This window comes from Psychrosphaera sp. 1_MG-2023 (assembly GCF_030548245.1).
GTDB classification, from domain to species: domain Bacteria; phylum Pseudomonadota; class Gammaproteobacteria; order Enterobacterales; family Alteromonadaceae; genus Psychrosphaera; species Psychrosphaera algicola.
In genome coordinates this window covers 58,060-84,122 of record NZ_JAUORW010000017.1, presented here as the reverse complement: position 1 = coordinate 84,122, position 26,063 = coordinate 58,060, and the positions used below count along the sequence as shown (strand labels likewise).

Below are 26,063 nucleotides of genomic sequence, written 5' to 3'. Positions count from 1 at the left end.
CATTGCCCATTGTTTGCCTTTATTGATTTTAATTAAAAATCGTCCGTATCATGGCTGAATAATATCTCAGCACCGGCTTCGATTTGTAACTTGAGACTTGCTACTTTTGGCAATAATCGTTGAAAATAGTAGCGACCTGTTTTTATTTTTGAACTCGCCAGCTTTTTATCTTCAACATCAGACACGGCCACCATCATTTTCGCCCACATATAGCCGTACATGACATAACCAAAAAGGTGCAAGTAATCAACAGATGCCGCGCCAATTTCGTTTGGATTTATCGCAGCTTTAGTTAATACCGTTGTTGTTACGGCAACGAGATCATCCACCGCGTCTGACAATGCTGCCATTTCCGTTGGAAAAACACCGCTTTGTTCTGCAATAAATTGTTTAATTTCAATGGCAAATAACTTAGCCGTTTCGCCACCATCCATCGCAACTTTTCGGCCCATTAAGTCAAGTGCTTGAACGCCATTGGTGCCTTCATATATTTGCGTTATTCGAGTATCGCGAACCAGTTGCTCTTGCCCCCACTCGCGCACATAACCGTGACCGCCAAACACTTGTTGCCCCGCGATACACATATCTAAACTGATATCAGTAACAAATGCTTTAGCTATAGGCGTTAATAGCTGCGCTTTTGCCGCTGATATTTTTGCTAGCGCTGGGTCGGGCTGATATTTAGCAGCGTCGAGTTGAGTTGAGACATAAGTAGTAAATGCACGACCACCTTCGTTCATAGCCTTCATGTTTAACAACATGCGGCGAACATCAGGGTGGACAATAATTGGGTCAGTCGCGCCTTCTTTCATGCGAGGTAGGCCTTTGCCCTGTCCTCGGTCTAGTGCGTAAGCGAGTGCATTTTGATAAGAACGTTCTGCCGCGCCAAGTCCCTGGAGTCCAACTAATAAACGCTCGTAGTTCATCATAGTGAACATGCACGCTAGACCTTTGTTTATTTCACCAACTAAAAACCCCTTTGAACCATCAAAGTTCATCACACATGTGGCGCTGCCATGAATACCCATCTTGTGTTCAATCGAACCACAAGTAACTTTGTTTTCTGAACCTAAGCTACCGTCATCATTAATATTAAATTTAGGAACAATAAACAGAGATATACCGCGAGACCCTTCTGGTGCCCCCGGTAATTTAGCTAATACTAAATGGACGATGTTGTCTGTTAAATCTTGTTCGCCACCTGAAATAAATATTTTGCTACCGGTGATTTCATAACTGCCATCGCCGTTATCAATTGCTTTGGTTTTTATTAAACCTAAGTCAGTTCCTGCGTGGGCTTCGGTTAAACACATGCTTCCGGCCCAAGTGCCTGCATACATATTTGGGAGATAAGTGTTTTTAAGATCTTCTGTGGCATGAGCATGGATTGCTAAACAAGCACCAGCAGTTAACCCGGGATAAAGAGCAAATGCTAAGTCAGCACTACACATCATTTCTTCGTGCATACCAGCCAATGTTTTTGGCATCCCCATTCCACCGAACTCTGGGTCTCCAGCTAAGCCAATCCAGCCCCCCTCAGCGATAACATTAAAGGCATTTTTATAAGCTGTTGGTGTCGTCACCGTGCCGTCATCCCAACTCACGCCGGTTTCATCGGCTTCTCGGCTAAAAGGTGCAATGGCTTGTTCAGTCACTTTTGCGCTTTCTTCTAGAATAGCTTTTGCTGTGTCTAAATCGATTGCTTCACTTAACGCGTCATTGTTGGCCCAAAATTCTTGGACTTTAAATACGTCAAATAGCAGGAAGTTCATGTCGTTGACGGGAGCTTGGTATTGACTCATGTTCTATCTCTTTTATTTATCGTTATTAACTGGTCATACTACTTAAGTAAAAAATTAAAACAAACGTTTGAATTAATTTTTTTAACTTTCTCGTATAAAGATAGACTCTGTTTGGATGTTTGCCCATATTGTTGTGATGGGTTACGCCCTCCTTCTTTATTAATTTGCCTAAACCTGCCAAATTACCTATTTTCTCAACAACTGTCGATGACTATCGAAATTCCCGCGATTTTAGCTCCAAGTTTTCAAGCTCGGGAGTCAGGTCAATTAACTTACCTGCGATAACATGGGTTACTTGCTGTTCTTTTTCTAAGATCCCCTTTACTTTTAAGACCTTAGCGGTGAGGTAACTTTGCTTTTGTGCCCTTGCTGTCGCTACCCAAACCACCACATTGGTATTGCCCGTATCGTCTTCTAGCGTAATAAAGGTCACCCCAGATGCCGTGCCTGGACTTTGTTTTCCGGTCACAAGTCCGACAACGGTAACGGGCGTTTTATGTTTAACATTGACTAAATCCGTCGCTGAGGTAAACCGACCTAGCCGACCTGACTGCCTTAACAATTGAATCGGATGTCGGTCCAAGCTCAGCCCTAACGCCGAATAGTCTTCAATCAACTCTTCATATTCGCTCGGGGCAATTTGATATGTTGAGGGCGTATCACTCACTTGAGAAAAAAGCGGTAAATCGTGTTCCATATCCATCATTTGCCAACGGCTCGAAAACCGGTCTCCAGAAATACTTTTAAGTGCATTGCTGCTGGCCAGCGCTTCGAGTTCGTTACGTGCAATAGACAATTGCTTTAGTTGCGAAACATGACTAAATCGACACCCTATGCGGTATTGAACGATTTTATCCACGGTAATTTTTCGAAGGCCCTTAACGAGCCTAAATCCGATACGTAGCGCTAACTGCCCGGCTTCCATTTGCAATTCATGATCCCAATTTGAGTGGTTGATGCACAAAGGCAAAACATAAATACGATGTCGCTGTGCATCTTGAACAAGCTGTGACGGTGAATAAAACCCCATGGGAAGACTGTTTAATAAAGCGCAATAAAAGACCTCTGGGTAATAATATTTTAACCACGCCGATACATAAGCCAATACCGCAAAACTGGCCGAATGCGATTCAGGGAAACCATATTCACCAAAGCCACAGATTTGTTTAAAAATACGCTCAGCAAATTCCAACGTATAACCACGGGCCAACATGCCCTCGGTCAGCTTAGTTTGAAACTTAGTGAGCTCACCGTTTTTTTTCCACTTGGCCATTGCCCGTCTAAGTTGGTCGGCTTCCCCGCCGGAAAAACCCGCGGCGACCATAGCAAGTTTAATGACTTGCTCTTGAAAAATAGGCACCCCCATTGTCCGACTTAATACATCCTTGACCGCCGTTGATGGATAACTGACCTCTTCTAATCCCATCCGCCGCTTCAGATAAGGGTGCACCATGCCGCCTTGAATAGGGCCAGGCCGAACAATAGCAATTTGGATAACTAAGTCGTAATAACAATGGGGCTTTAATCTAGGCAACATGCTCATCTGAGCCCGTGACTCAATTTGAAATACCCCAATCGTATCGGCGTTTGAGATCATCTTATACACATTAGGATCGTCACCGGTTGCGGTTATGTCGGCAATCGAAATGGTTTTTTGATAGTAGGTTTTTATCAAGTCAAAGCTTTTTCTAATGGCGGTTAACATACCTAATGCCAGTACATCGACTTTGAGCAGTTGCAATGTTTCTAAGTCATCTTTGTCCCATTGAATGACAGTTCGCCCTTCCATCGCTGCATTTTCGACGGGTACTAACTCATACAGTGGGCCGGCAGATATCACAAAGCCTCCGACGTGTTGCGATAAATGCCGCGGAAATCCCTTAATTTGCTCCACCAGCTCAACAAATTGCCTAGCTTTTAATGACTTGGGGTTAAGCCCTAGTTCAACAACTTGGTCAATCCAGTGTGTCGCGCGGTCTCGGCGATTAATGTTTTTAATAAAAAATTCTAACTGCACATCATTAAAGCCTAGAGCTTTGCCCACTTCCCTAATGGCGCTTTTCATTCTGTAGGTCACAACTGTTGCCGCAATTGCTGCGTGATTACGACCATATTTTTGATAGATATACTGGAAAATTTCTTCTCGCCGCTGATGTTCAAAATCCACATCAATGTCTGGCGGCTCGTTGCGTTCTTTTGAAATAAAGCGTTCAAACAATACACTTATTTGGGACGGGTCTACCGCTGTAATTTCAAGGCAATAACACACAACTGAATTGGCCGCTGAACCTCGTCCTTGATACAAAATATTCTGTGATTTAGCAAACTGTACGATGTCGTAAATCGTGATAAAAAAATGCTCATATTCCATTTCTTTTATCAGCCCGAGTTCCTTTTCGATTAGCGTTTCGAGTTCCGGTTTTAACCCATGTGGGAAACGGCGTTTTTTACCCTCTTCTACTAATATCCGTAAATAAGTCGTGGGAGTTTGATCTTTTGGGATCAGCTCTGATGGGTATTCATATTTGAGCTCCCCCATATCAAACTGACAACGGTTAGCAATGAGTAACGTTTCAAACAGGTATTCGTGTTTATACAGCTTGACCAATTTTTTAAGGGGCCTCAAGCAACGCTCTGCATTGCTTATTCCTTGACGACCAAGCTTATCAACAGTCGTACCAAGGCGTGTCGCATGTAATACATGTTGCAACGGCAAACGCTCGGGGTTGTGCATTAACACTTGCCCACAAGCAACCATGGGGATGTGCAAGCTAACAGCTACTTGTTCGCAGTGCTGAGTATAATGTTGCTCTTCATCGTTTAATGTTCTGGTTATGGCTAACCATAATCTATGTTGAATACTTTTGTTGAGCCCAAGTAAGAACCGCCCCCAGTGTAAATCAAGCTCTGCATCACCATCGGCGTGCCACAAAACTAAACAATGCTTTAGAGATTTAAGATCCCACTCGGTTAACTCGTATTGCCCTTTTTCGCAGCGCCGTCGACTGTTTGTTATCACTCGACATAGCTCAGCGTAACCTTGCCGGTTAGGGCACAGTAAGGTTATTTTTAAGTCTTGTTGAAATTGAAAATACGCGCCAACGATCAGCTTAATAGGCAAGTTATCCTGCCGTATCTGACTATATGCTCGGACAACACCAGCAACAGAACATTCATCGGTAATGGCTATTGCGTTGTAACCTAGCAAAGTCGCTTGCACCACTAATTCCTCTGGATGGGATGCGCCTTGCAAAAAGGTGAAATTACTAAAACAGGATAATTCAGCATAACTCATGATTGTTATTTACTTGCCGTTACGCAAAGTACCCCTGTAAATACCAATTTTTTTGTGGCGTACGATATACCCAGCACAGTCGCCCCTTGTCGCTACGGGCAATATAGTAATCTCGCTGAATTGAATGTTCGTGCCACCAATTGGTTTGTATTCGCTCTGGCCCATGCAATATAGAGACATGTTCCTTTAATGGCACCGCCACAGCCGTCATTAAGCTTGGCCGCAACTTGTACCGCCCCTCAAATGTTTTTTGATCAGCTGCCCGCCCTTTGGTATTTTCTATAGTATTCTCGATAGCAAGTCCTTCGCTATACTGAGTGGCTAACTGTGGGTGATGTTGATCAATTAAACATACCCCTTTGACTTTATTATCCCCGAGCTTAGCTTGTATTACCGCCACCAGTTCATCCACCGAAACTTGGGGCGACTTTTGACTAAATAAGTCACCACTGTCAGCAGTTAACGGCCGTAACTGCCGAGCTAACAATCGGATGGCCACCACTGGCTCAGCGAGCTTTACACTCTCTAATTTTAACCGTACGAGGGACAACCACTTTTCCATTTTGTATTCTCCCTGAGCCCGGTTAATGCTCAGTTCGATAAATTCCAAGTAACGATAGCGTAGATGTAGGGTTAATTGTTGAGTGACTAAACCACGTATACTTAAAAATTGTTCGAGTTGGATTAATAATCGTTTAATTGGGTGTTGTAATATTTGGCTGTTTTCAATCTCAAATAACAACTCAATATCAACATTAAATTCCGCAGGTGGGCGATAAAAAATAAGACCATGTTTAAACTCCCCCATCAACTTGCCAATATAATTGAGTAGATGAATATCAAAGCGTTTTGCCATTTCTTTTAAAGACAGCGCCAACAACTGTTTAGTTTGTTTCACACCAACCCGATGCAATGCATTAAGGGCTTTAGGCTCGAGTTCAAGCTGTTCAATCGCCAAACCATACAAAGCCTGTTTTAGCTTTTTAGGATCATCCAGCAAAGTGTTTAGCTTAGCTTGCGCCAATACCTTAGCCATTGCGGGCGTCGTACCTGTTGCATAATCGTATTGGTATCCTATTGGTTTAAGCACATATTCAATTTGCTGCCAATAAGACAGCAGCCCCTTATATAAGCACAACATATTGTCGATACGTAAATACATGCCGTGGGGAAAGGCTAAGGCAATATCCGCTGTAAATTCATATAACAACTGTGCCAGTTGCTGCAATGTCCTAAATTCAATATCCGGTTTGTACTCCATTACCTGTATATGCTGGTGCAAAGACAAGGCGGTTGCCAATCCCATGCCTTGTGTTATGCCTTGGCTTTTTGCCATCGCGTTAAGCTGCACAACTTCATTCTTTTTAGCGTCGACAATAATCACAACCTCTGGTGCTGGAGTCAGCTCTGTTCGCAAGGTTTCTCTTGAGCTGTCGAGAGCGTCAAGTTGCAAAGAATGAAAGTCGAGATATAACCACAACATAAGCGAACCTAGTGAACTGCAACTTTCGGAAATGCCACAACATTTGTGGTTGAGATAGGCGACGTTGTTAAGTCTGGCCATATGTCCCGCATGTCTACCGACAAGCCTTTGAAGCTGCGACCGCCTCGTTGCTTGTCGATATTCACGGTTATGCCCTCTGGTGCGGGGGCGAGGGTCATGCTGACATTAGACGGAATAGAAAATACCCCAGTTTGTTCCTGCTGGTGCGTCATAATTCGATAAAGCAACAAACTGCTTTCACCTTGTTCACTGGCCAATAACAATCTACGAGACTGCTTTATCGACAATGTTTTTTGCCACAATAACACGGCACCACAACTGCCGCTTTTTAAGCATTGTTCAGCAACCCATAACATGCGTTCTGATTCATATTCTGAGATCACTAAAACCTTGCTAAGGTCAATATCATTAGCCGCTAAAAACTCAGCGTCGAGCATCGCCGGCGGTCCAATAAATACGAGTAAACCCAACGTCTGTTTTTGCTTCAAATAAGGCAACATAAGGCGAAGCTCACCAATGCCCATTGGGGTTTTAATTTCCATCACCCCCTGTGGCGGTAATCCTCCTGAAAGCGCATTATCTAAAGTCACAAATCCGGTTTTTACCCGACCAACAAGTTGATCATTTTTATTGCCGAACCAAATAAGGCCTCGGTTCTGATATTTATCAATTTCTAACATAATGTTACTCGCACCGCGTACAATACTGTATATAAAAACAGTATATATACAGTTAATAATTATGCCAATAAAGAAATGTTACAAACCCGATTTCTGTACTTTATTAAATGATTTATATAAGAAAATAGTTAACTAGAACGTAATATTGGTAATAATGCTCTTTTAATATGGATCTTGCTTATAATGTATATATGTTGATTTTTAGGCTGTAACGTAGTTTACTGCGCGCCTTTAAAAATGCACGCCGAGGGAGATCTTGTCGTGCTTAGTCCGTGTTCTAAAAGGAATCAAAATGTTACGCATCATTCGTGTAAGTGCGCTGTTAAGTTTAGGCTTAGTACTGACCCTGTTTTCTACCGTTATTTCTGCCAACACTTTCACTGAAGGTTTAAAGAGTAAACAACTTACCATCGGGGCTGAAATCAACCCTCTGACCTTTATTGCCAGCACTGACTCCCGGGTATATTTTAATGCTGGTGTGTCTATTTTTAATCGTAATAACAGCACTGAAATTGCGTTTCCAATCGACTACAAAAACATTCAAAACGGCGAAGACCAATTTACGGCATTAAACATCAGTGCCCACTACCGTAAGTTTTTAAATAAGGGCATCGAAGGGTATTATTTTTCTGGTGCCACACGCTTAACCACAATCAACTCTGATACAACTAAGCTGGGACTTGGTTTTGGTTTTGGTTACCGTAAGATGTTTAACTCAGGTTTATATTGGGGCAGCAGCATTTTGCTTGGCCGCTACTTTGGCGACAACGACAAATACGACACGTCTTCGTTAAACAGTTTTGATACGTTAGAAGACAAAGCCGTGATGTTCGACATCGAATTTCTTAAAATTGGTTTAATGTTCTAACCGCAATTTTTCTAATGCTTTATAACGAGTTGGCTGTTACCTATAGCCAACTCGTTACGCGATAAAACAAATTCAGCAACACAAATACTTATTCATCCAATAGACTGCTATACTTACGACCTTACAATTACCCATCAAGGTCACCTGTTTTGTCTGCACACTGTTTTTCTACACTTTCACTAAAACCTGAACTTACCGACAACCTAACAACATTAGGTTATGACCAAATGACACCGATACAAGCTCAAAGCTTACCGGTTATTTTGGAAGGTAAAGATATTATCGCGCAAGCCAAAACTGGCTCAGGTAAAACCGCGGCATTTGGTTTGGGTTTACTGCAAAATCTAGACGTAAAACGTTTTCGCATTCAAGCCATGGTGTTATGTCCCACCCGTGAATTGGCCGACCAAGTTGCGATTGAAATTCGTAAGCTGGCTCGCGGTATTCACAACATAAAAGTATTAACTTTATGTGGTGGTACACCAATGGGGCCGCAAATAGGTTCTCTTGAGCACGGCGCGCACATTATTGTTGGCACGCCTGGTCGAATTTTGGATCACTTAGATAAAGGTCGCATCAATCTAGATGAAATGAATACCTTTGTTTTAGACGAAGCTGACAAGATGTTGGAAATGGGTTTTCAAGACTCTATTGATGCCATTATTGAAGCGGCACCTGTCGAGCGTCAAAGCTTACTATTTAGCGCAACATTCCCTGAGCAAATTAACTGGATCGCCGGTAAATTACTGCGTAACCCAGTCAATGTAAAAGTCGAATCAGAGCAAAGCGACAGCACCATTGAACAGCAATTTTTCCTTGTTCAAGACAAAGAGCAGCGCAAAGAGGCATTGCATTTATTGTTAATGCAGCATAAGCCTGAGTCATGCGTTGTATTTTGTAATACCAAACAAGCGACGTTTGATGTTACCGACTACTTAGCCGCTCGAGGTTTTAGTGTAGCTGTTTTAAATGGTGATTTGGAACAAAAAGAACGTGACCAAACGCTTATTCGTTTTGCTAATAAAAGCATCTCTATTTTAGTTGCCACCGACGTTGCGGCTCGTGGATTAGACATCGACAAGCTTGACGCCGTGATCAACTACGAACTCGCCCATGACGCCGACACACACGTACACCGAATCGGCCGTACTGGTCGTGCTGGTGAGCAAGGACTTGCTTGCAGCCTTTATGTCAATCGTGATTCAAGTAAGTTAGTAGACATTGAAGATTACCAAAAAATTACAATTAGCGAATCCGATCTACCCGACGCTGACGTCTTAAACGCGGAAGTGTATGGGCCACAAATGGCGACTCTAAGAATAGACGGCGGTAAAAAACAAAAAGTTCGTCCTGGTGATATTTTAGGTGCCTTAACGGGGAAAGATGGCATTCCTGGTAGCGATGTCGGCAAGATCAATGTTACTGATTACTGCGCCTATGTTGCAGTGAAAAAAGTCTCTGCAGGTTTTGCACTGAAAAAGCTTGAAAACGGTAAGTTGAAAGGTCGTAACTTCCGAGTGTGGCGCATTAGATAGTCGTATTTTAGGGCCTCACCTTAACTTCAAAGCGACGTTTAACCGCAACTGTAATTAGGCAGTTAGGAAGCATAAAAAAGGGCTGTCGCCAGCCCAAGAGGTGTAAAAACTGATATTGAGGTAGCGTCATTCACACTACCTCAATTTAAATGACTACAGTGAATATTTGGCATTCACCTGAATGTAATTGGAATCTGCATCGGCTTCCGCCATTTCGAAATTCCCGAATTCAAAACCATATGTTAAATTTTTGTTAATGGATTTAAAGAGGTTAACGCCCCAATGAGAACGGTCTCGATCACTTTCGGCCGTTGTATGATTGCCATAAAAGACATTTGAACGGTACGTATCATTCCAAAAATGACGATACGCCACCATAATTGCAGTGGACTCCTCAACTTCTTCACCCACTAAATCTGTCGCTGCAGCGGCACCTACATAACGGCCAGTATTACCACCATGTAATTGGAATCGGAAATCATCTTTAGCACCCACTTTAATCTTACCTGAGATGCCATAACCAATAGCTGATTTAGACTCATCCATTGTGGTTGTAAGCTGTTTAACAACCCCCGCAAAGGCAACAGAACCCCAATCACCAGACACTGTGTATTTAGCAATCACATCCGGTAAAACATCTTTAGCGCCATAACCCGTTGCACCTTCATAACCACCGTAAGATTCTGGGTTTTCTAACGCAAACTGAAAATTGCCATTGGTATAACGGATCTGAGTTTGTCGAATAAAACCAGAGGCCACTAACGGTCCAGCAAAATCAACCGCTTCAGCCAGCGCACCAGTATTAACAAATGTTGACCACGTTTGGCCTACTGTCCAATTTCCCTTGCGAATAAACGCGTGGCGAAGTCGTGGATGACGAGAATTTGTTAGTTTTTCATTACCACCGCCGCCAAACAAGTCAAATTCAATAAAGCCTGTAATGTCACCATGTTCGTATTTTGTATTGATCCGAGATGAATTGACATGCATACGCAAACTCGAAATATCGTCTTTTATCGCATGACCAATCCAAAAGTCGTCGTTCACTAAACTGGAACTGGCGTTACCATCTATATAACGGGCATCTGCAGCTATAAAGCCGCCAAATGTCAGTTTGTCTTCTTCAGAAAGTTCAAAAGTATACCCGGCGTTCGCCGATGAAGCAGCTGATAACCCCAAAACCAATAATGTATTGCGTGTGCTCTTAAGTTTCATGACCTGTTCCTCGTTAACACAGCGAAAGGCCAAAATACGACAAGCCAACTGTGTGCTTTATTATTTGTGTGTGTTTTCTGTTTTTTGTGTTCTTGTGTTTTTATTTTGTGTTTCTATTTTTTATTTTTGGGCGGCGCCACACGTTAGTGTGACGCCTATCTGTTGATTGTTTTTATAAGTTAAAATTAAAGGGTGGTTATTCTTCCAATGTTGACAAGTCGCCTTCATCTTGTCCTAAAGCTCTCGCTTTAAGCACTCGGCGCATGATTTTCCCTGAACGAGTTTTTGGTAATGACTCAACAAATTCGACCGACTCTGGTGTCGCGATTTTGCCCATTTCATGACCAACATGTGCTCGTAACTCAGCAGCTAGCTTTTGATCTCCAACCATTCCCTGCTTTAAAATCACATAAGTATGGATAGCGTTGCCTTTAAGTTCGTGTGGCAGACCAATAGCTGCAGCTTCATTCACTGCTGGGTGGCTGATTAAAGCACTTTCAATTTCAGCAGTACCAAGTCGGTAACCACTTACTTTTAATACTTCATCCATTCGCCCAATAACCCAAATGTAGCCATCGCTGTCTTTTTTGGCACTGTCGCCCGCTAAATAACGCCATTTGTCGCCAACTTTCGACCAATATAAGTCTTGATAACGTTGGTCATCTTTAAACACAGTACGTGCCATCCCCGGCCAAGGGTTATTGATAATCAACTTACCTTCTTCGCCTGCGCCAACTTCTTCACCGTCGTCATCGACAATTGTGATTTCATTGCCAAAAAATGGCTTGGTCGCTGAACCAGGTTTCAACGGTGTAATCGGTAATGGACAAATCATGAAACCACCGGTTTCGGTTTGCCACCAAGTATCGATAATCGGGCAACGTTCTTGACCAATAACTTTGTGGTACCACTTCCAGGCTTCTGGATTGATTGGTTCACCGACACTTCCCAATAAGCGTAAGCTTGTGAGATCGTGCTTTTGTGGCCAACGCTCACCAAAGCGCATCAAGCCACGAATTGCAGTTGGAGAAGTGTAAAGAATATTGATGCCGTATTTTTCGACTATCTGCCACCAGCGATTTGGGTAAGGATAGTTTGGCGCACCTTCGTATAACATAATCGTCGCGCCGTTAATCAATGGTCCGTAAACAATGTAACTGTGACCAGTAATCCAACCAGGATCCGCGGCGCACCACCAGCGATCTTCAGGCTTAATATCAAATGCCATCCGGTGAGTCGTAGAGGTGTACACAGCATAACCGCCATGTGTATGGACCATACCTTTTGGCGAGCCGGTGGTGCCAGAGGTATATAAAATAAAAAGTGGGTCTTCTGAACTGGTTTGTTCGGTTTCACATTTTGGACTAGCAATTGGCAAGGCTTTTAAATCATGCAACCAAAAATCACGTGACGGTTCCATCTCAACGTCAAGTTCATTGTTTTTAACGCAGATACACACTTCAACACTCGGCGAGCGACTCATTGCATCATTAGCTATTGATTTAAGATCGATTTGTTTACCACGGCGCCAGCCACCATCGGCCGTGATCAATACTCTAGAATGCGCATCGTCAATTCGTGAAGCTAACGCTTCGGTACTAAAGCCACCATAAACGACAGAGTGAATTGCACCAATTTTAGCGCACGCTAACATAGCAAACACCAATTCTGGTATTTGTGGCATATAAATCGTAACGATATCGCCTTTTACTACGCCCATGCTTTTTAGAACGTTAGCAAACTGGCAGACTTCACGATTTAATCCGTTGTAAGAGAAATTACGAACCTGACCGTTTTCGCCTTCCCAGATAATCGCCATTTTATTTCGATTGGCATTTTTTAAATGACGGTCAATGGCATTATCAACGATGTTAATCGAACCACCGTCAAACCACTTGTAAAATGGCGCATTGGATTCGTCTAAAACGCTATCCCATTTTTTATACCACGAGAGTGTATCTGCTTGTTCTGCCCAGAAACCTTCTCTGTCGGTTACAGAATAATTATAAAGCGCTTCATAATCGCTGACATTGGCTTGATCTATTACAGCTTGTGAAGGGTAAATAAATTCAGATTGGTTTGAGTCACTCATTGTGCGTCCTTCTGCTCTTTTATGCATTTAAATGGTCAACAGCAAACCTGTTTAACCAAATTCAAATTGATTGCACTTAGAGTAAGGAGTGTTTGGCGAATCGAACATTAGACCTAAGTCTAAAATAAGCCTAATTTGGCTAATACTTTAGTCTTATACGGAACAGAGTAACTGTCGTATTTTTGTCTTAACCCCTTGTTTATATTTATTAATTTCAGCCAAAAACAGTTCTGAGGTAGCAATTGCATCATTTAAGGCATTGTGAGCATGGTAGCTTGGAAGTTGAAAGCTCTGGCGCAAGCTTTCCAGCCGAAATATTGAAGGGTCGTAATGTTGACCGCCAATATCGAGTCGTTTTTTTGCCAACAATAAGGTATCTATCATCATCAATGGAGGGCGCACTCCGTAAAGTTCAAAACAAACTTGCCGTAAAAATTGACGTTCTATCTTGGCATAATGGACCAACATGACTTTCCCAGCTAACGCCAGTAGTAGCTGATCAACAGCGGTTTTTAATTCAATGCCCTGCTCTTTTTCTGAATCCGTGATCTGATGGACAACAACATTATTCGCTTCTAATTTGCCTTTGGTTTTTATTATATTGTGACAGCTACTCGCCAATTTTATTTTGCCACCATCAATTTCAATTGAACCGATACTAAGCAATTGGTGCGTCATTGCATTTAAACCCGTTGTCTCAAAATCTACCGACAGTAAAGTCAGTTCACTAATAGTTGCATTTTTGTCTGGAAAAGGTACCGACAAATATTCTTTTAAAGCCCCCTCAGGCACACGCCTAAACGCCCGCTTTCGCTGTTGTTCAGCCGATAGAAAAGACTCAAAAAAAGGCCACATTAGTAAGCAACCTGGCGGTTATTTTGCAACGTTTTAATCACCTTAAAAACATCTTTTAGATGTTCTTGTTCCAATCTAGAAATAGTTTTGGGCGGTAAGTAATTGTCTGGTTTTTTTCCTGCTGATAATAATCGCGCCTGATGACTTAGACGTAAATAGCCTAAAAATTCAAAAGCATCAATTAGGCTTCTGGCCATCGACTTAGTTAGCGATGGCGTTCCGGCCACAGCCTGCAGTCTTGCTAACGTATTCACAGCTGCAACACCTTCTTGTAAGGCATAAATTCGGGCAAGATCGACAATTGGCGCAATGCCATTGTGTTTTAAATCCAAGACCTTTTCGTTATCGCCATTTTCCACCAACACAAAACCTCGGAAAAAGCCCAGAGGTGGTCGATGAGCAAGCGCATTTCGTGACAAATGGGCGATAAACAAAGAATTGTTTTTAGTTTTTTCTAACATTTTGTCTCTTACTTCGTTTAATAGAGACGCATCACCGTGTACGGTAGTAAGATCAAAAAAGACACTGGAATTTAGCAGTGCTTGGGGACTTGGGTTCACCACCCATTTATGAAAATATTTGTGCCAAACCGATTGCGTTTGTCGCCATTTGGAGTTAGTTGCCATTATGTCACCGGGGCAATAAATAAACCCACACGCCGCTAAACCATCGCAAACAAAAGTGGCAAGGTCTTGATACCAATAGGCATCCTGGGGCTGTAGCTTGTCAGAAATAATCATCGCATTGTCTTGATCAGAGTGCGCAAACTGCTCAAGTCTGGCCTGAGAGCCCGCAGCAAGCCAGGCATACGGTACCGGGGCTGGCCCTAATAAGTTTTCCGCCATTGTGATCAGTCGAACCGTAAACGCCATGGTAATCGCACTAATGCTTTTGCCTACATGATCAGAGGTTGTCCCAAGTTTTGACATTCTAATTTGCAACTTTGGTAACATCTTACTTATTTCAGTTAGCTCACTAATTTTATTCGCTTTGGCAACTAAACTAGAAATATTGACGGCGTTGTTACCTTCATGGTTCATCAAATCTGTTACTGTAACCATACCAGCTAATCGGCCATTGGAGGTTACTGGTAAATGATGAATATTCCGACTCGTCATGACTATCAAGGCGTCGTATGCACTGTCATTGGTGTCTAACGTCAATACATCACGACTCATGATATCGGATACCGGCATTAAAGGGTCTAACCCTTCTCCAACGCAACGCGTACGGATATCTTTGTCCGTCACAATGCCAACCATCTCACCTTGTCTGGTCACGACTAAACAAGAATAGCCTTGCTCTGTCATTTGCTGAGCGGTTTGTTGAATATTGAGTTTCATATCTATCGTCGCAGCAGGCGTATGGTACACATGTTCAACTTGGGTGTTCATTAAAGTGGATGATACAACGGCATCATCACTAAATTTTTCCATTCGTTTTTTAAGACGCTGCGCTGCGGTTTGAGCAAAAAACGCTTCGGCTTCTTCACTTTCAGTAATGACCTCAAGTAACGCTTCCCGATCAATGCAATAAAGTAAGGTGTCTTCCTCGGTCACAACAGAAATTTGAACATTTTCATCCGGCAGTAAAAAAACCGAACAAAGATCACCTTCACCGTACTTACTTAATAATTCGTTGTCATTGCCAAAATAGGCCAGTGCCCCTTTGCGAATAAAATACAAAACAGCTTTTTGATCCCCCTCGGGAGGCAGGCTGGAATTAGACGCCACATATTGAATATATATATTTCGGGTTAATCGAGAAATTTGCTCCTCTGACAAAGTATCAAATGGCGGAATAACCCGAATAAAATCGTGTACTTCAGATAAATCGTTAGACATATTTCTCCACCTATTAACCGCTTTATATCAGGATTGCACATTAAAACAGACTGTTAGAGTTTTAGAGCAGTTAAGAAAATGGGTCAACCACTTAGACTACATTCTAGACTAAAGTTTAATACCGCTAGTTGAAAATTGTTGTTAGCTTAACTATGGCGATGGGCTAAAGAACAAATTTATACCAAAAATAAGATAACAGGCCATCACTTCAACAGTGTTTAAACAATTTTAAAAATCTAGGAGAGGATCGTGGAGAATCAAAGCTCATATTGGCGGGAAAACCTTCGTCTAATATTTATCTGCCTAGCCATTTGGTTTGTTGTTTCATTTGGGTTTGGCATTTTACTTGTCGAACAACTCAATGAATTCCGCTTAGGCGGCTACAAATTAGGCTTCTGGTTTGCGCAACAAGGCTCAATTTATACCTTTTTAGGTCTCATTTTTTTGTATACCAAAAAGATGAACGACTTAGACAAAAAATATAATGTCGAGGAAGAATAATGGAAGAGTTAAAACTTTATACTTACATTGCCGTCTTCGGTTCATTTGCTGTCTATTTTGGTATAGCTTGGTGGGCACGTGCGGGATCTACAAGTGACTTTTATGTTGCTGGCGGTGGTATAACACCACTGCAAAATGGTATGGCGATTGGTGCCGATTGGATGAGTGCCGCGTCATTTATCTCGATGGCAGGTCTGATTGCTTTCTTAGGCTACGGTGGCTCAGTATTTTTAATGGGTTGGACCGGTGGTTATGTCCTCTTGGCAATGCTACTCGCCCCTTACATGCGAAAACACGGTAAGTTTACGGTTCCTGAGTTTATCGCAGATAGATACTATTCTAAAACAGCACGTGTTGTTGCGGTTATCTGTTTAATCATAGCGTCTCTTACTTACATTATCGGTCAAATGAAAGGCGTTGGCGTCGCGTTTTCTCGATTCCTAGAAGTTGATTATGATCTTGGTCTATATATTGGTATGGCCGTTGTTTGGGTTTACGCGGTTCTTGGTGGTATGAAAGGGATTACTTACACTCAGATTGCTCAGTACTGTGTCCTTATCTTTGCTTATACTATCCCTGCTGTATTTATCTCATTGCAACTTACCGGTAACCCAATCCCACAACTTGGCTTAGGCAGTACATTAGCAGACGGCAGCGGTGTTTATCTATTAGATAAACTCGACATGGTTGTAACGGATTTAGGCTTTAAAGAATACACAACTGACAACATGGGCGGCACGTTAAATATGTTTGCTTATACATTGTCACTGATGATTGGTACTGCTGGTTTACCACACGTCATCATGCGCTTCTTCACTGTACCATCGGTTAAAGCGGCTCGTATGTCTGCTGGTTACGCATTAGTATTCATCGCTTTGTTATACACAGTAGCTCCTGCAGTAGGCGCGATGGCTCGACTTAACCTAATGAATACGATTGAACCTGTTGCTGGTCAAAACCTAGAGTACGCAGAACGTCCTCAGTGGTTTAAAGATTGGGAAAAAACCGGGTTGTTGCAATATCAAGACAAAAACAACGACGGTAAAATACAATACACTGCAAATGCTGAAACTAATGAAATGGTGAAAGTAGACCGTGACATTATGGTTCTAGCAAATCCAGCTATTGCTAACTTGCCAAATTGGGTCATTGCACTGGTAGCCGCAGGTGGTATTGCCGCCGCGTTATCCACAGCCGCCGGTTTGTTGCTCGCCATTTCGTCATCGGTATCCCATGACTTAATGAAAGGCGTACTTACCCCTGATATTTCAGAGAAAAACGAGTTATTTGCAGGCAGGGTGGTAATGACAATTTCAATCATTGTCGCCGGCTATCTGGGGCTCAATCCGCCTGGCTTTGCCGCAGGAACAGTTGCCCTAGCATTTGGACTCGCTGCATCTTCGATATTCCCAGCACTAATGATGGGTATATTCTCTAAGAAGATGTCAGGCCCAGCTGCAGTATGGGGAATGTGTTCAGGTATCGGTGTGACTATGTTGTATGTATTCCAACACAAGGGCATCATGTTCATCAGTGGTACTGAGTTCCTTGGTGGTTTAGAGCCTAACTGGTTCTTTGGAATTTCACCAAATGCGTTTGGCGCTGTTGGTGCGTTAGTTAACTTTACTGTTGCCTTTATAATTCTTAAAGCGACTTCTGAAGCTCCTCAACACATACAAGATATGGTTGAAAACTTCCGTACACCACATGGTAAAGTTGCCGCTGCGCACGACCACTAGAATTAATAAAACTCGATAAAATAAGACTCCCTCGGGAGTCTTTTCTTTTTACTGTTACAGGTAAAAATTAGTTGCATTAACTCATTGGAAACTATAAAAAAGAAATATGAATAAACATACTCGACTCGCATTTATCATCGCCCCGTTTCTGGCTGTCCTCGGCTGGATTGGATCCGATCTTTGGCTGGAACTCGAAAAACCTGAAAACCAATTTTTTAAGCTAACCACTGAAAATGACTATTGTGATGTTATTGCAAAACAGTGCATTCTTCGTTCCGGTGATATCAAACTTAGTCTATACACTGCAACGGATGGTGAAGACAAAGATAGAACAGTCATCAATTCAACTTATCCGTTAGACGACGCCACGCTCTTTTTAGTCGACAACCAAGGTACGGCTACACCTTTTCGAATGGCTCTACTTCAAACGCCATACTATTGGTACGAACATACGCCTTTTGCCAAACTTAATGCCGCCAAGGGAAGCAAACAAGTTTTCCGCGTTATTGCCACAATCAAAGGCAATCAATACGCAGGTGAATTTACTAGTACAACGCAGAGCACTCAATTGCCTGCTAAAGAAGACTAAATGTTCGCAAACTGGCAACTGATAAGCATCAGCATTAGTTACATAATGCTGCTGTTTCTCATTGCTTATTTAGGTGACCGTTACCGCCACCGAATTAAACAAACTTATCAGCCTATTATTTATGCTCTGACTTTAGGGGTGTATTGCACGTCCTGGAGTTTTCTTGGCACGAGTGGCCAGGCCGCTAGCAATGTGTTGTCACATATTCCCATATTTCTTGGCCCGATTTTACTCTTTGTATTTGCATGGCCATTTATTCAACGCATGATTAATGTCAGCTTAAAGCTAAACATTACGTCTATTGCCGACCTTATTGCATCACGTTACGGAAAATCAAAACACCTCGCCCGACTCGTTACAACCGTCGCCCTCGTCGGCACATTGCCTTATCTTGCACTGCAATTAAAAGCAATTGTCTATACATTCCAACAGCTTCAATTTGCGCCAGGGTTTGAACATTGGCAACTTGGTCTAGGCGTAAGTTTGGTATTGGTGTGGTTCACTGTCATCTTTGGTATTCGCTCAATAGAGGTTACAGAGCGCCACCCTGGGGTTATGTTAGCCATCGCGTTTGAATCGTTAATGAAGCTCATTGCGTTTGCCGCGGTTGGTATATTTGCCAGCTTTTTCCTGTTCGATTCCCCTGTAGATATCTGGCAGCAGGCCCAGCAAAAAATAAACCTAACGCAACAATTTTCTCTACCTAACTTAACATCTATGTTTGGTTTGCTTATTGTTGTCATGGCTGCGTTTTTAGCCTTACCGCGCCAATTCCAAGTTATGGTCGTCGAGCTTAAATTTGAAAAAGACACCTGGTTAAGCCGCCGTTTGTTCCCTCTTTATTTAATGGTATTTGCCTTATTTGCGATCCCTCTTGGGCTCGCAGGATATATGTTACTTGGGGACACCGTCCCCAGCGACGCCTACGTATTATTTTTACCACAGTTAACCAACAACTCGTGGTTAACACTACTGACCTTTATTGGTGCGATATCCGCAGCAAGTTCGATGGTCATTATTACAGCAATCGCACTGAGTACTATGATCAGCAATGAGATTGTATTCCCAATTTTATTTAAATCTACAGGTAAGTCGGATACCGATTTTGATACATTTAGAGTGCGACTTCTTAACGTTCGTAAGGTGCTCGTCTTTGTCGTGATCATGCTGGGCTATGGCGCATTCTATTTTGCTTCACCAGATACTCTTTCGGCACTAGGTGAAATTGCCTTTGGCGCAATTGGTCAACTCACCCCAGCACTAATCACCGCATTTTACTCTCGAAGTGTCACCCTAAAAGGGGTTTATAGCGGTATTGTGGTGGGCTTTAGTATGTGGCTCGCACTAAACTTTCTACCAGAACTTGGGCTTTATCCTCATCCTTTCCAAGAGGCACCAGTTCCGAGTTACACTATAATTACCTTACTCAGTCTAACCTCTAATATTTTTGTCATGTGGCTGGTGTCGCAATTCACCCGCCCTAGCGTGCAAGAGCGCGTGCAAAGCGCCTTGTTTTTCGAACAATCCACTAAGCTCGTGGTTAGCTCCCCCAAATACCGTCAGTTAAACGAAGCCGAGCTAGTCGCCTTAATGGCGCGGTTTGTAGGTGAATCGTCAGCACGCAGTAAATTTGAAAAATTTAACCAATACAATAATAAAAAACATCTTAGTAAACAGGTTTATATTCAAAAACTCATTGAACACACTGAACAAACGCTTGCCAGTGTAATGGGGTCATCCTCTGCCCGCCTTGTGTTGCATTCAGCACTCGAAGGTCGGGATATTGCACTCAATGAACTCGCTTTGTTAGTTGAAGACGCATCTGCACAACGCTTGGAATTTAGTAAAAATTTACTGCAAAGTGCGATTGAAAACGCCAGTGAGGGTATCTCCATTGTCGACGGTGACTTAAACCTTGTGGCTTGGAATAAACGATATGTCGAATTGTTTGAATACCCAAAAGAGCTACTTTATGTCGGCTGCCCTATCGAACCCCTTATCCGCTTTAACGTTGAAAAAGGCCTTACAGGCCCGGGCGACGTTGACAAACAAGTCGCTCGCCGAGTCAATTTCTTAAAGCAGGGTAGTCCCCATAATTCAGAACGCCAACATAACAATGGTAAGGTCATTAGTATCCAAGGTAACCCTCTGCCTGACGGCGGTTTTGTGATGTTGTTCACTGACATCACTACGTACCGTCAAGCCGAACGATACCTTAAAGAAGCTAATCTAGATCTCGAAAGCCGAGTTATCGAGCGCACGCAAAAGCTAGAAGAAACCAATCGGGAGCTTGAAGTCGCGCGGGAAAGATCAGAAACCGCTCATATCAAAAAGAGTCAATATCTAAATGCCGTAAGTCATGACCTAATGCAGCCCCTTGAAGCTGCCCGTTTGTTTACATCTGCTTTGGCGAGTCAACCAGAGTTAACCGACAAACAACTGGTGCAGGTTAACAATATCAACGACTCGTTAAAGGTGGCTAACGACCTGTTGGCCAACCTTGGTGAAATAGCCCGTATAGAAAGCGGTAATATTCACCCTCAATTCGACAGCTTTTCATTAACAGCGTTATTTGAAGAACTTAAACGAGATTTCTCTGCGGTCATTGACAAACAGCAGGTCGAGGTACGATTTGTAAAAACCGAAGTTTGGGTTAAATCCGACCGCCACTTATTGCGCCGCATCTTGCAAAATTTACTTGGTAATGCGATTCGCTATGCTGCGCCTGGCAAAGTACTGCTTGGTGTTCGACGCTCTGGCAACAATGTAGTCGTTCAAGTGCTTGATAATGGCGATGGTATTCCACTGGATAAGCAACAGCTAGTTTTTGAACAATTCACCCAATTGAATACCAACAAGCAATCCGGTGCTAAAGGCTTAGGGTTGGGGCTGAGTATTACAAAAAGTTTAGCCGAACTCCTCAACCACCCTCTAACACTAACCTCTAGAAGTGGTCATGGCTGTAATTTTAGTATTACTATCCCGCAAGCGGTGCCTCAATTCACTTATCCTGTTGCTACACCAACGCCAAAACGCTCCGCTACTGCGCAGAGTGTAAGCTTGCAAGGTGTAACTGTGTTGTGTATCGATAATGACCCTGCGGTTCTCAATGGGATGGTGGAATTACTTAAAAGTTGGCAATGCAACGTAATTAGCGCCGCCTCAACGACGGAAGCTAAAGAAAAGTATCAGCAACAAAAAGACGATATAGCCATTGCTTTGGTGGATTATCAGCTTGAAAACGACCGAACAGGTATCAAGTTAATTGAAGAACTAAGAAGCACCTCAGAACGTTATCTACCGGCAATATTGATAACTGCGACAACCGAGGTTGGTATAGAGCATAAAGCCGCTAATGCAGATTTAGGGTTTATGAGAAAGTTAGTTAAGCCAGCAGCACTTCGTGCGCTAATCAATGCCAAATTAGCTGAAAGGCTTCGTAAACAATTTGTCGACTAATCCATTGCCAACAAATTGTAATAAAATTCAAGAGACCAAAGGCTTACTATTTTGACGCGGATAATTCCGTTTCAAATGCCGTGCCTGATAGATCAAGTTCATTAAGCGTAATAACAGCCTGTGTACGATTTCGTACGTTTAACTTTTTAAAGATAGCAGTTGCATGGGCTTTAATCGTGGCCTCTGACACATGTAAATCGTAGGCAATTTGTTTGTTTAACAGCCCTTCGGCAAACATCATCAAAATTTTATACTGCTGTGGCGTCAAGCTTGCGATTCGTTCTGCAATATCGGATTTTCCTGATTGTGCGGTTTGAGCAGAAAAATTAGGTGGGGTCCAAATATTGCCTGAAAACACTTCATTAATAGCCAAAAAGATGGTTTCTACTGGAGTTGATTTAGGAACAAAACCCGACGAACCATGCTCCATCGCAGAGGAGATAGTATCCACATCATCATATGCAGAAACAACAACAACTGGTATTTGAGGAAAATGTCGCCTCACATGGATTAACGTATTAAAGCCATGAGCTCCAGGAATATTGAGATCCAATAACAACAAATCTGCATCAGTATTTTCGGCCAGAAGTGTATTTAACTCATTAACATTTTCGGCTTCAAGCCATTGTGTATGCGTTAACTTTGACCTTAAGGTTTCTAATAGAGCCTGCCGAAATAATGGATGATCATCAGCAACAATAATTTTGTCTGGCTGCATATGGTTATATCGCTTTTGTTAAATTATCCCAGCGTTAGTCTAGTCTGAAATTAACAAATAGTTAATTAGACTTTTGTCTATTCGCACCTAAACCTAATGCAGATCAACAAAAATCGCTTTTTTAACCTAGTATGAACGAGCGATACAATTCTATGCAGGACTTACGTGGGAATCAACGTCAGTACCCGCGGTATTAGCAACGGAGGATGTCTTCACTTTGTGATTCTGAGTCAGTGGCGCTTTTTTATGATAACGGCCTAAAACCGAAGTCAAAACAAAAAAACCAAGTGTCGAATACAGCAATTGTTCTACGGTATAACTTGTCAGAGCTAATAACACGACTAACAAATCAATTGATAAAATAACTTTGCCACTATGGATGCCGTATTTTTTCTCAATAAAAAGTGCAAGAATATTGACCCCACCAAGTGACGCATTATTTTTGAATATCAGCAATAATCCAACACCTATTAAACCGCCACCGATAAACGAGGCTAGCCACATAGGGATTGAATTTAAAGAGATGAGCAATTGCATCGTATCTGCAAGAATAGAAACCAACACAATGCCAAACACACTTTTTAACGTAAACGTTTTTCCCATTTGACGGTAAGCGATAACAAAAAACGGCGCATTTACAATGAAGAACCATAACCCCATCGACAACCCCCAACTTTTAGTTGCGAGTGCGGCAAGACCTGCAGTGCCACCAACGATCATATGACTCGATTGTAAAAAGAATAATCCAAGGGCGACTAAGAAGCAGCCTTCAACTATTGCGTACCATTCAAATGCTATTTTTTTCATGACAACTCTGCGTAAATTCGACGGCGCTATTTTAACCTATTAACTCTATCATTACTGAGTAATAGCTCTATTTATCCATTCAAATATTGCCCAAAATCGGCAAGAGATATTTACGCTTAAATAGTGCAAAAGGCGGCTAAACCAAACAGTACCTGACTCTTAAGCCAAGATGCACTAATATTGGGATTTCCACCGTTAATAAAACTTGAATAACACATATATGTCACAATAATAGAGTAGAAACTAGTTCAACTAATCAATTCCAACTCAGTCTAAAAACAACAGGCAAATTGTCAAATGAATTGATGTTTACGTATTAACGCCATGTTATAACAATAAAAATAAATTAGTTTCTCAAACCAATTGGTCCTAGAAGCAGAGAGGGAATTATGAGAAGAGCATCATCAATTTTAAGAAAACACCGCGCAGGTGACCGAGTTTACATTCCTAGTGACTCACGCGATAACCAGTATATTTTGGCTGAAATCCAATTAACAGACGAGTTAATTGAATCCGTTGTCGGCACAATCGACACCAATGCAGACCAGCCATATCAAAAGTTTTACCAAAAATTGTCTCATCAAATTTTTGAAGTAGTTGAACAACACGGTCTGACACACGTTAATTTTGTTGCGAATAACAAACTAGTTCGTGTACGTTACAGTGGCGAGCAACAAGTGCTACATAGTAATCAGCAGTCTTTTTTCTTTTACTGCCCAGAACATAACAGCACATTTAAAAGCTATTACGACAACGCAATTAGAGCGCGAAAAGTAAAAATATTATTTTTAGCAACTGGTGACGAGTTACGCCTTAATTCTGGCAAATTCCATAATGCCGTGTTTAAAGCGGTTAAAGACATTTCAGCTAAAATAGGCTTAGCACCTAACGCAATAAAATTACGCGACCATCAACATCTTACTTTTGATTTATTCACGAAAGAGAAAGGTCATAAAGAAACTATCACTCATAGTTTCCGTGAAATTGCTGATCGCTATCAAAGCCAAGGTCAAAAGATTGGTGAACACACCTCAATTACTTACGCGATTGCCAGTGTACCAATGGCTCGACGTTTATTAAAAGGCACTGACATTGATTACAACTGTGATACGCCTTTCACTAAATTGTATGAAAAAGTAGAGAGCATATTTAAAGACGCATGTAGTGAAAACAATATTGACCAAGCGGCACTAATTGCCAATGGCCTGTCGCCGTTTGTTCGTTATGACAAGTCAGAAACAGCAGAAGTACAAGGTGAGTTAATATCTATTGGTGTGGATCCAAGCAATAACAAAAGCCGTTTCTGTGTACATTGGAGCGGTGATAAATTAGCAGACACAATACGTTTTGTCTTTTTCGCTGACGAGTCAGATGAAAATAATAACAACTACGGGAAGTTTGTTAATCAAGTGATGCAAACCGTAACTAAGTTTGCTGACGATGTGAATTGGAAAAAAGATAACGACGATATTATCATTCGTGTTCATCAACATATCATGCAACAAGTGTAATATTTATATGCCCCTGAACTGCAAAGTGACGGGGCAATTTCCGCCTAGTATCACGCCCACGCAATACTTCTAAGTATAATTCGCTTAATTTAATATTCAGATTTTTTGACACTTTGAATTAATGAACGGATTGCAACTGACTATTCTTAATGACTGTTATTACTGGCTGATGCTATTTTTTAGTGTCGTTCCTTGTTATCCAAGATACTAGGAAGAAACCAGGTTGGGTAGTTACGTTGAATTTTCGAACCGTTAGATAAGTGTCAGGCTAAAACATTAAACAGCAGATACAAAAATGCCAGTGACAAGTCACTGGCATTCATACTTTTAAAACTAACTAATTATGCTTCAGCAATAACGTTAATTTTGATAGACGCAGTTACTTCTGGGTGAAGTTGGATAGCGATATCAAACTCTCCAGTTTCACGGATTGCGCCTTCAGGCATTTTAACTTCAGCTTTAACGACTGCAACACCAGCTTCTGAAATAACGTCAGCGATGTCACGAGTTCCGATAGAACCAAATAGTTTACCTTCGTCACCAGCTTTAGAAGCGATAGTCACTTCTGCAAGCTCAGTAACTTGAGCAGCACGAGCTTCAGCGGCAGCTAATTCTTCAGCAACTTTTGCTTCTAATTCTGCACGACGAGCTTCGAATTGCTCTAAATTGCCTTTAGTCGCTGGAACTGCTTTTCCCTGTGGGAATAAGTAGTTACGCGCGTAGCCAGATTTAACGACTACGTTGTCACCAAGTGAACCTAAGTTGGCAACTTTATCTAAAAGGATTACGTTCATATGTATTAAACCTCTTAATTACCAGTCTTATTGATGTAAATCTGTATAAGGCAACAATGCTAAAAAGCGTGAGCGTTTGATTGCACGAGCTAGTTGGCGTTGATACTTTGCACTTGTACCTGTGATACGGCTAGGTACGATTTTTCCACTTTCTGTAACATAGTTACGTAGAGTTGCTAGATCTTTATAATCTATCTCTTTGATGCCATCTGCTTTGAAACGGCAAACTTTACGACGTCTAAAATAACGTGCCAT

At 42.0% G+C, this 26,063-nt stretch carries 19 protein-coding genes; 7 read left to right on the top strand and 12 right to left on the bottom strand.

All coding sequences use genetic code 11. The features are described from left to right. Window positions 1-32: 32 nt before the first annotated feature. The 4 genes from Q4575_RS15720 to imuA all read right to left on the bottom strand — a co-directional run bounded on the left by Q4575_RS15720 (window position 33) and on the right by imuA (window position 7,281). Window positions 33-1,802 (bottom strand): acyl-CoA dehydrogenase C-terminal domain-containing protein, encoded by a 1,770-nt coding sequence (locus Q4575_RS15720; RefSeq protein ID WP_303523472.1) that lies wholly within the window; start codon window positions 1,800-1,802, stop codon window positions 33-35. A gap of 211 nt (window positions 1,803-2,013) precedes the next feature. After that, the gene (locus tag Q4575_RS15715) at window positions 2,014-5,097 is read right to left on the bottom strand and encodes an error-prone DNA polymerase (protein WP_215964696.1); all 3,084 of its coding nucleotides are present in this window, start codon (window positions 5,095-5,097) and stop codon (window positions 2,014-2,016) included. A 19-nt stretch (window positions 5,098-5,116) separates the two neighbouring features. After that, window positions 5,117-6,580 (bottom strand): DNA polymerase Y family protein, encoded by a 1,464-nt coding sequence (locus Q4575_RS15710; RefSeq protein ID WP_215964695.1) that lies wholly within the window; start codon window positions 6,578-6,580, stop codon window positions 5,117-5,119. Between the two features lie 8 nt (window positions 6,581-6,588). Beyond that, complete coding sequence (gene imuA, locus Q4575_RS15705; protein WP_215964694.1) at window positions 6,589-7,281, bottom strand: translesion DNA synthesis-associated protein ImuA; 693 nt, start codon at window positions 7,279-7,281, stop codon at window positions 6,589-6,591. Window positions 7,282-7,573: 292 nt separating this feature from the next. On the opposite strand from imuA, the gene Q4575_RS15700 reads away from it, so the two are divergent. Both Q4575_RS15700 and dbpA read left to right on the top strand, forming a co-directional pair. Further along, window positions 7,574-8,149 carry a hypothetical protein gene (locus tag Q4575_RS15700; protein ID WP_215964693.1) on the top strand — a complete coding sequence of 192 codons (576 nt, stop codon included), beginning with the start codon at window positions 7,574-7,576 and terminating at the stop codon, window positions 8,147-8,149. Window positions 8,150-8,298: 149 nt separating this feature from the next. Further along, a complete protein-coding gene (gene dbpA, locus Q4575_RS15695) occupies window positions 8,299-9,684 on the top strand; it encodes an ATP-dependent RNA helicase DbpA (protein ID WP_215964692.1) in 1,386 nt (461 codons plus the stop codon). Window positions 9,685-9,837: 153 nt separating this feature from the next. Here the strand turns inward: dbpA and Q4575_RS15690 are convergent, their stop codons facing one another. From Q4575_RS15690 to Q4575_RS15675, 4 genes are all read right to left on the bottom strand, one after another. After that, window positions 9,838-10,899: a DcaP family trimeric outer membrane transporter gene (locus tag Q4575_RS15690; protein ID WP_215964691.1), complete on the bottom strand. Its 1,062-nt coding sequence runs from the start codon at window positions 10,897-10,899 to the stop codon at window positions 9,838-9,840. 196 nt (window positions 10,900-11,095) lie between these two features. Beyond that, on the bottom strand, window positions 11,096-12,991 hold the full coding sequence (acs, locus tag Q4575_RS15685; RefSeq protein WP_215964690.1) for an acetate--CoA ligase: 1,896 nt from the start codon (window positions 12,989-12,991) through the stop codon (window positions 11,096-11,098). A 153-nt stretch (window positions 12,992-13,144) separates the two neighbouring features. After that, window positions 13,145-13,846, bottom strand: coding sequence for an exonuclease domain-containing protein (locus Q4575_RS15680; protein WP_303523471.1), 702 nt, complete (start codon window positions 13,844-13,846; stop codon window positions 13,145-13,147). Further along, window positions 13,846-15,690, bottom strand: coding sequence for a putative nucleotidyltransferase substrate binding domain-containing protein (locus tag Q4575_RS15675; protein WP_303523470.1), 1,845 nt, complete (start codon window positions 15,688-15,690; stop codon window positions 13,846-13,848). The genes Q4575_RS15680 and Q4575_RS15675 overlap by 1 nt, the downstream gene beginning before the upstream one ends. 249 nt (window positions 15,691-15,939) lie before the next feature. Between Q4575_RS15675 and Q4575_RS15670 the strand changes: the two genes are divergently transcribed. The 4 genes from Q4575_RS15670 (at window position 15,940) to Q4575_RS15655 (ending at window position 21,978) form a co-directional block, all read left to right on the top strand. Then, a complete protein-coding gene (locus Q4575_RS15670; protein ID WP_303523469.1) occupies window positions 15,940-16,191 on the top strand; it encodes a DUF4212 domain-containing protein in 252 nt (83 codons plus the stop codon). Further along, window positions 16,191-17,930 carry a sodium:solute symporter family protein gene (locus tag Q4575_RS15665; protein WP_215964686.1) on the top strand — a complete coding sequence of 580 codons (1,740 nt, stop codon included), beginning with the start codon at window positions 16,191-16,193 and terminating at the stop codon, window positions 17,928-17,930. The genes Q4575_RS15670 and Q4575_RS15665 overlap by 1 nt, the downstream gene beginning before the upstream one ends. Before the next feature lie 106 nt (window positions 17,931-18,036). Then, window positions 18,037-18,519 (top strand): hypothetical protein, encoded by a 483-nt coding sequence (locus Q4575_RS15660; RefSeq protein ID WP_215964685.1) that lies wholly within the window; start codon window positions 18,037-18,039, stop codon window positions 18,517-18,519. Continuing rightward, complete coding sequence (locus Q4575_RS15655; protein ID WP_303523468.1) at window positions 18,520-21,978, top strand: PAS-domain containing protein; 3,459 nt, start codon at window positions 18,520-18,522, stop codon at window positions 21,976-21,978. A 46-nt stretch (window positions 21,979-22,024) separates the two neighbouring features. Here the strand turns inward: Q4575_RS15655 and Q4575_RS15650 are convergent, their stop codons facing one another. Together Q4575_RS15650 and Q4575_RS15645 are read right to left on the bottom strand one after the other, a co-directional pair. Next, the gene (locus Q4575_RS15650) at window positions 22,025-22,696 is read right to left on the bottom strand and encodes a response regulator transcription factor (RefSeq protein WP_303523467.1); all 672 of its coding nucleotides are present in this window, start codon (window positions 22,694-22,696) and stop codon (window positions 22,025-22,027) included. 150 nt (window positions 22,697-22,846) lie between these two features. Beyond that, window positions 22,847-23,503 carry a YitT family protein gene (locus tag Q4575_RS15645; protein ID WP_215964682.1) on the bottom strand — a complete coding sequence of 219 codons (657 nt, stop codon included), beginning with the start codon at window positions 23,501-23,503 and terminating at the stop codon, window positions 22,847-22,849. A 389-nt stretch (window positions 23,504-23,892) separates the two neighbouring features. On the opposite strand from Q4575_RS15645, the gene Q4575_RS15640 reads away from it, so the two are divergent. After that, window positions 23,893-25,014 carry a DUF3083 family protein gene (locus Q4575_RS15640; RefSeq protein ID WP_303523466.1) on the top strand — a complete coding sequence of 374 codons (1,122 nt, stop codon included), beginning with the start codon at window positions 23,893-23,895 and terminating at the stop codon, window positions 25,012-25,014. 341 nt (window positions 25,015-25,355) lie between these two features. On the opposite strand, the gene rplI is transcribed toward Q4575_RS15640, so the two are convergent. Next, on the bottom strand, window positions 25,356-25,808 hold the full coding sequence (rplI, locus tag Q4575_RS15635; protein ID WP_215964679.1) for a 50S ribosomal protein L9: 453 nt from the start codon (window positions 25,806-25,808) through the stop codon (window positions 25,356-25,358). 27 nt (window positions 25,809-25,835) lie between these two features. Further along, on the bottom strand, window positions 25,836-26,063 hold the full coding sequence (gene rpsR, locus Q4575_RS15630) for a 30S ribosomal protein S18 (protein WP_215964678.1): 228 nt from the start codon (window positions 26,061-26,063) through the stop codon (window positions 25,836-25,838).

Excerpts from the sequence above, each read along its gene's own strand:
- Q4575_RS15655 (WP_303523468.1), top strand. The coding sequence starts at position 18,520 with ATGTTCGCAAACTGGCAACTGATAAGCATCAGCATTAGTTACATAATG.
- Q4575_RS15720 (WP_303523472.1), bottom strand. The coding sequence starts at position 1,802 with ATGAGTCAATACCAAGCTCCCGTCAACGACATGAACTTCCTGCTATTT.
- Q4575_RS15690 (WP_215964691.1), bottom strand. The coding sequence starts at position 10,899 with ATGAAACTTAAGAGCACACGCAATACATTATTGGTTTTGGGGTTATCA.
- Q4575_RS15680 (WP_303523471.1), bottom strand. The coding sequence starts at position 13,846 with ATGTGGCCTTTTTTTGAGTCTTTTCTATCGGCTGAACAACAGCGAAAG.
- Q4575_RS15710 (WP_215964695.1), bottom strand. The coding sequence starts at position 6,580 with ATGTTGTGGTTATATCTCGACTTTCATTCTTTGCAACTTGACGCTCTC.
- Q4575_RS15660 (WP_215964685.1), top strand. The coding sequence starts at position 18,037 with ATGAATAAACATACTCGACTCGCATTTATCATCGCCCCGTTTCTGGCT.
- rpsR (WP_215964678.1), bottom strand. The coding sequence starts at position 26,063 with ATGGCACGTTATTTTAGACGTCGTAAAGTTTGCCGTTTCAAAGCAGAT.
- Q4575_RS15715 (WP_215964696.1), bottom strand. The coding sequence starts at position 5,097 with ATGAGTTATGCTGAATTATCCTGTTTTAGTAATTTCACCTTTTTGCAA.
- Q4575_RS15645 (WP_215964682.1), bottom strand. The coding sequence starts at position 23,503 with ATGAAAAAAATAGCATTTGAATGGTACGCAATAGTTGAAGGCTGCTTC.
- Q4575_RS15640 (WP_303523466.1), top strand. The coding sequence starts at position 23,893 with ATGAGAAGAGCATCATCAATTTTAAGAAAACACCGCGCAGGTGACCGA.
- acs (WP_215964690.1), bottom strand. The coding sequence starts at position 12,991 with ATGAGTGACTCAAACCAATCTGAATTTATTTACCCTTCACAAGCTGTA.
- Q4575_RS15665 (WP_215964686.1), top strand. The coding sequence starts at position 16,191 with ATGGAAGAGTTAAAACTTTATACTTACATTGCCGTCTTCGGTTCATTT.
- imuA (WP_215964694.1), bottom strand. The coding sequence starts at position 7,281 with ATGTTAGAAATTGATAAATATCAGAACCGAGGCCTTATTTGGTTCGGC.
- Q4575_RS15675 (WP_303523470.1), bottom strand. The coding sequence starts at position 15,690 with ATGTCTAACGATTTATCTGAAGTACACGATTTTATTCGGGTTATTCCG.
- Q4575_RS15650 (WP_303523467.1), bottom strand. The coding sequence starts at position 22,696 with ATGCAGCCAGACAAAATTATTGTTGCTGATGATCATCCATTATTTCGG.
- rplI (WP_215964679.1), bottom strand. The coding sequence starts at position 25,808 with ATGAACGTAATCCTTTTAGATAAAGTTGCCAACTTAGGTTCACTTGGT.
- Q4575_RS15700 (WP_215964693.1), top strand. The coding sequence starts at position 7,574 with ATGTTACGCATCATTCGTGTAAGTGCGCTGTTAAGTTTAGGCTTAGTA.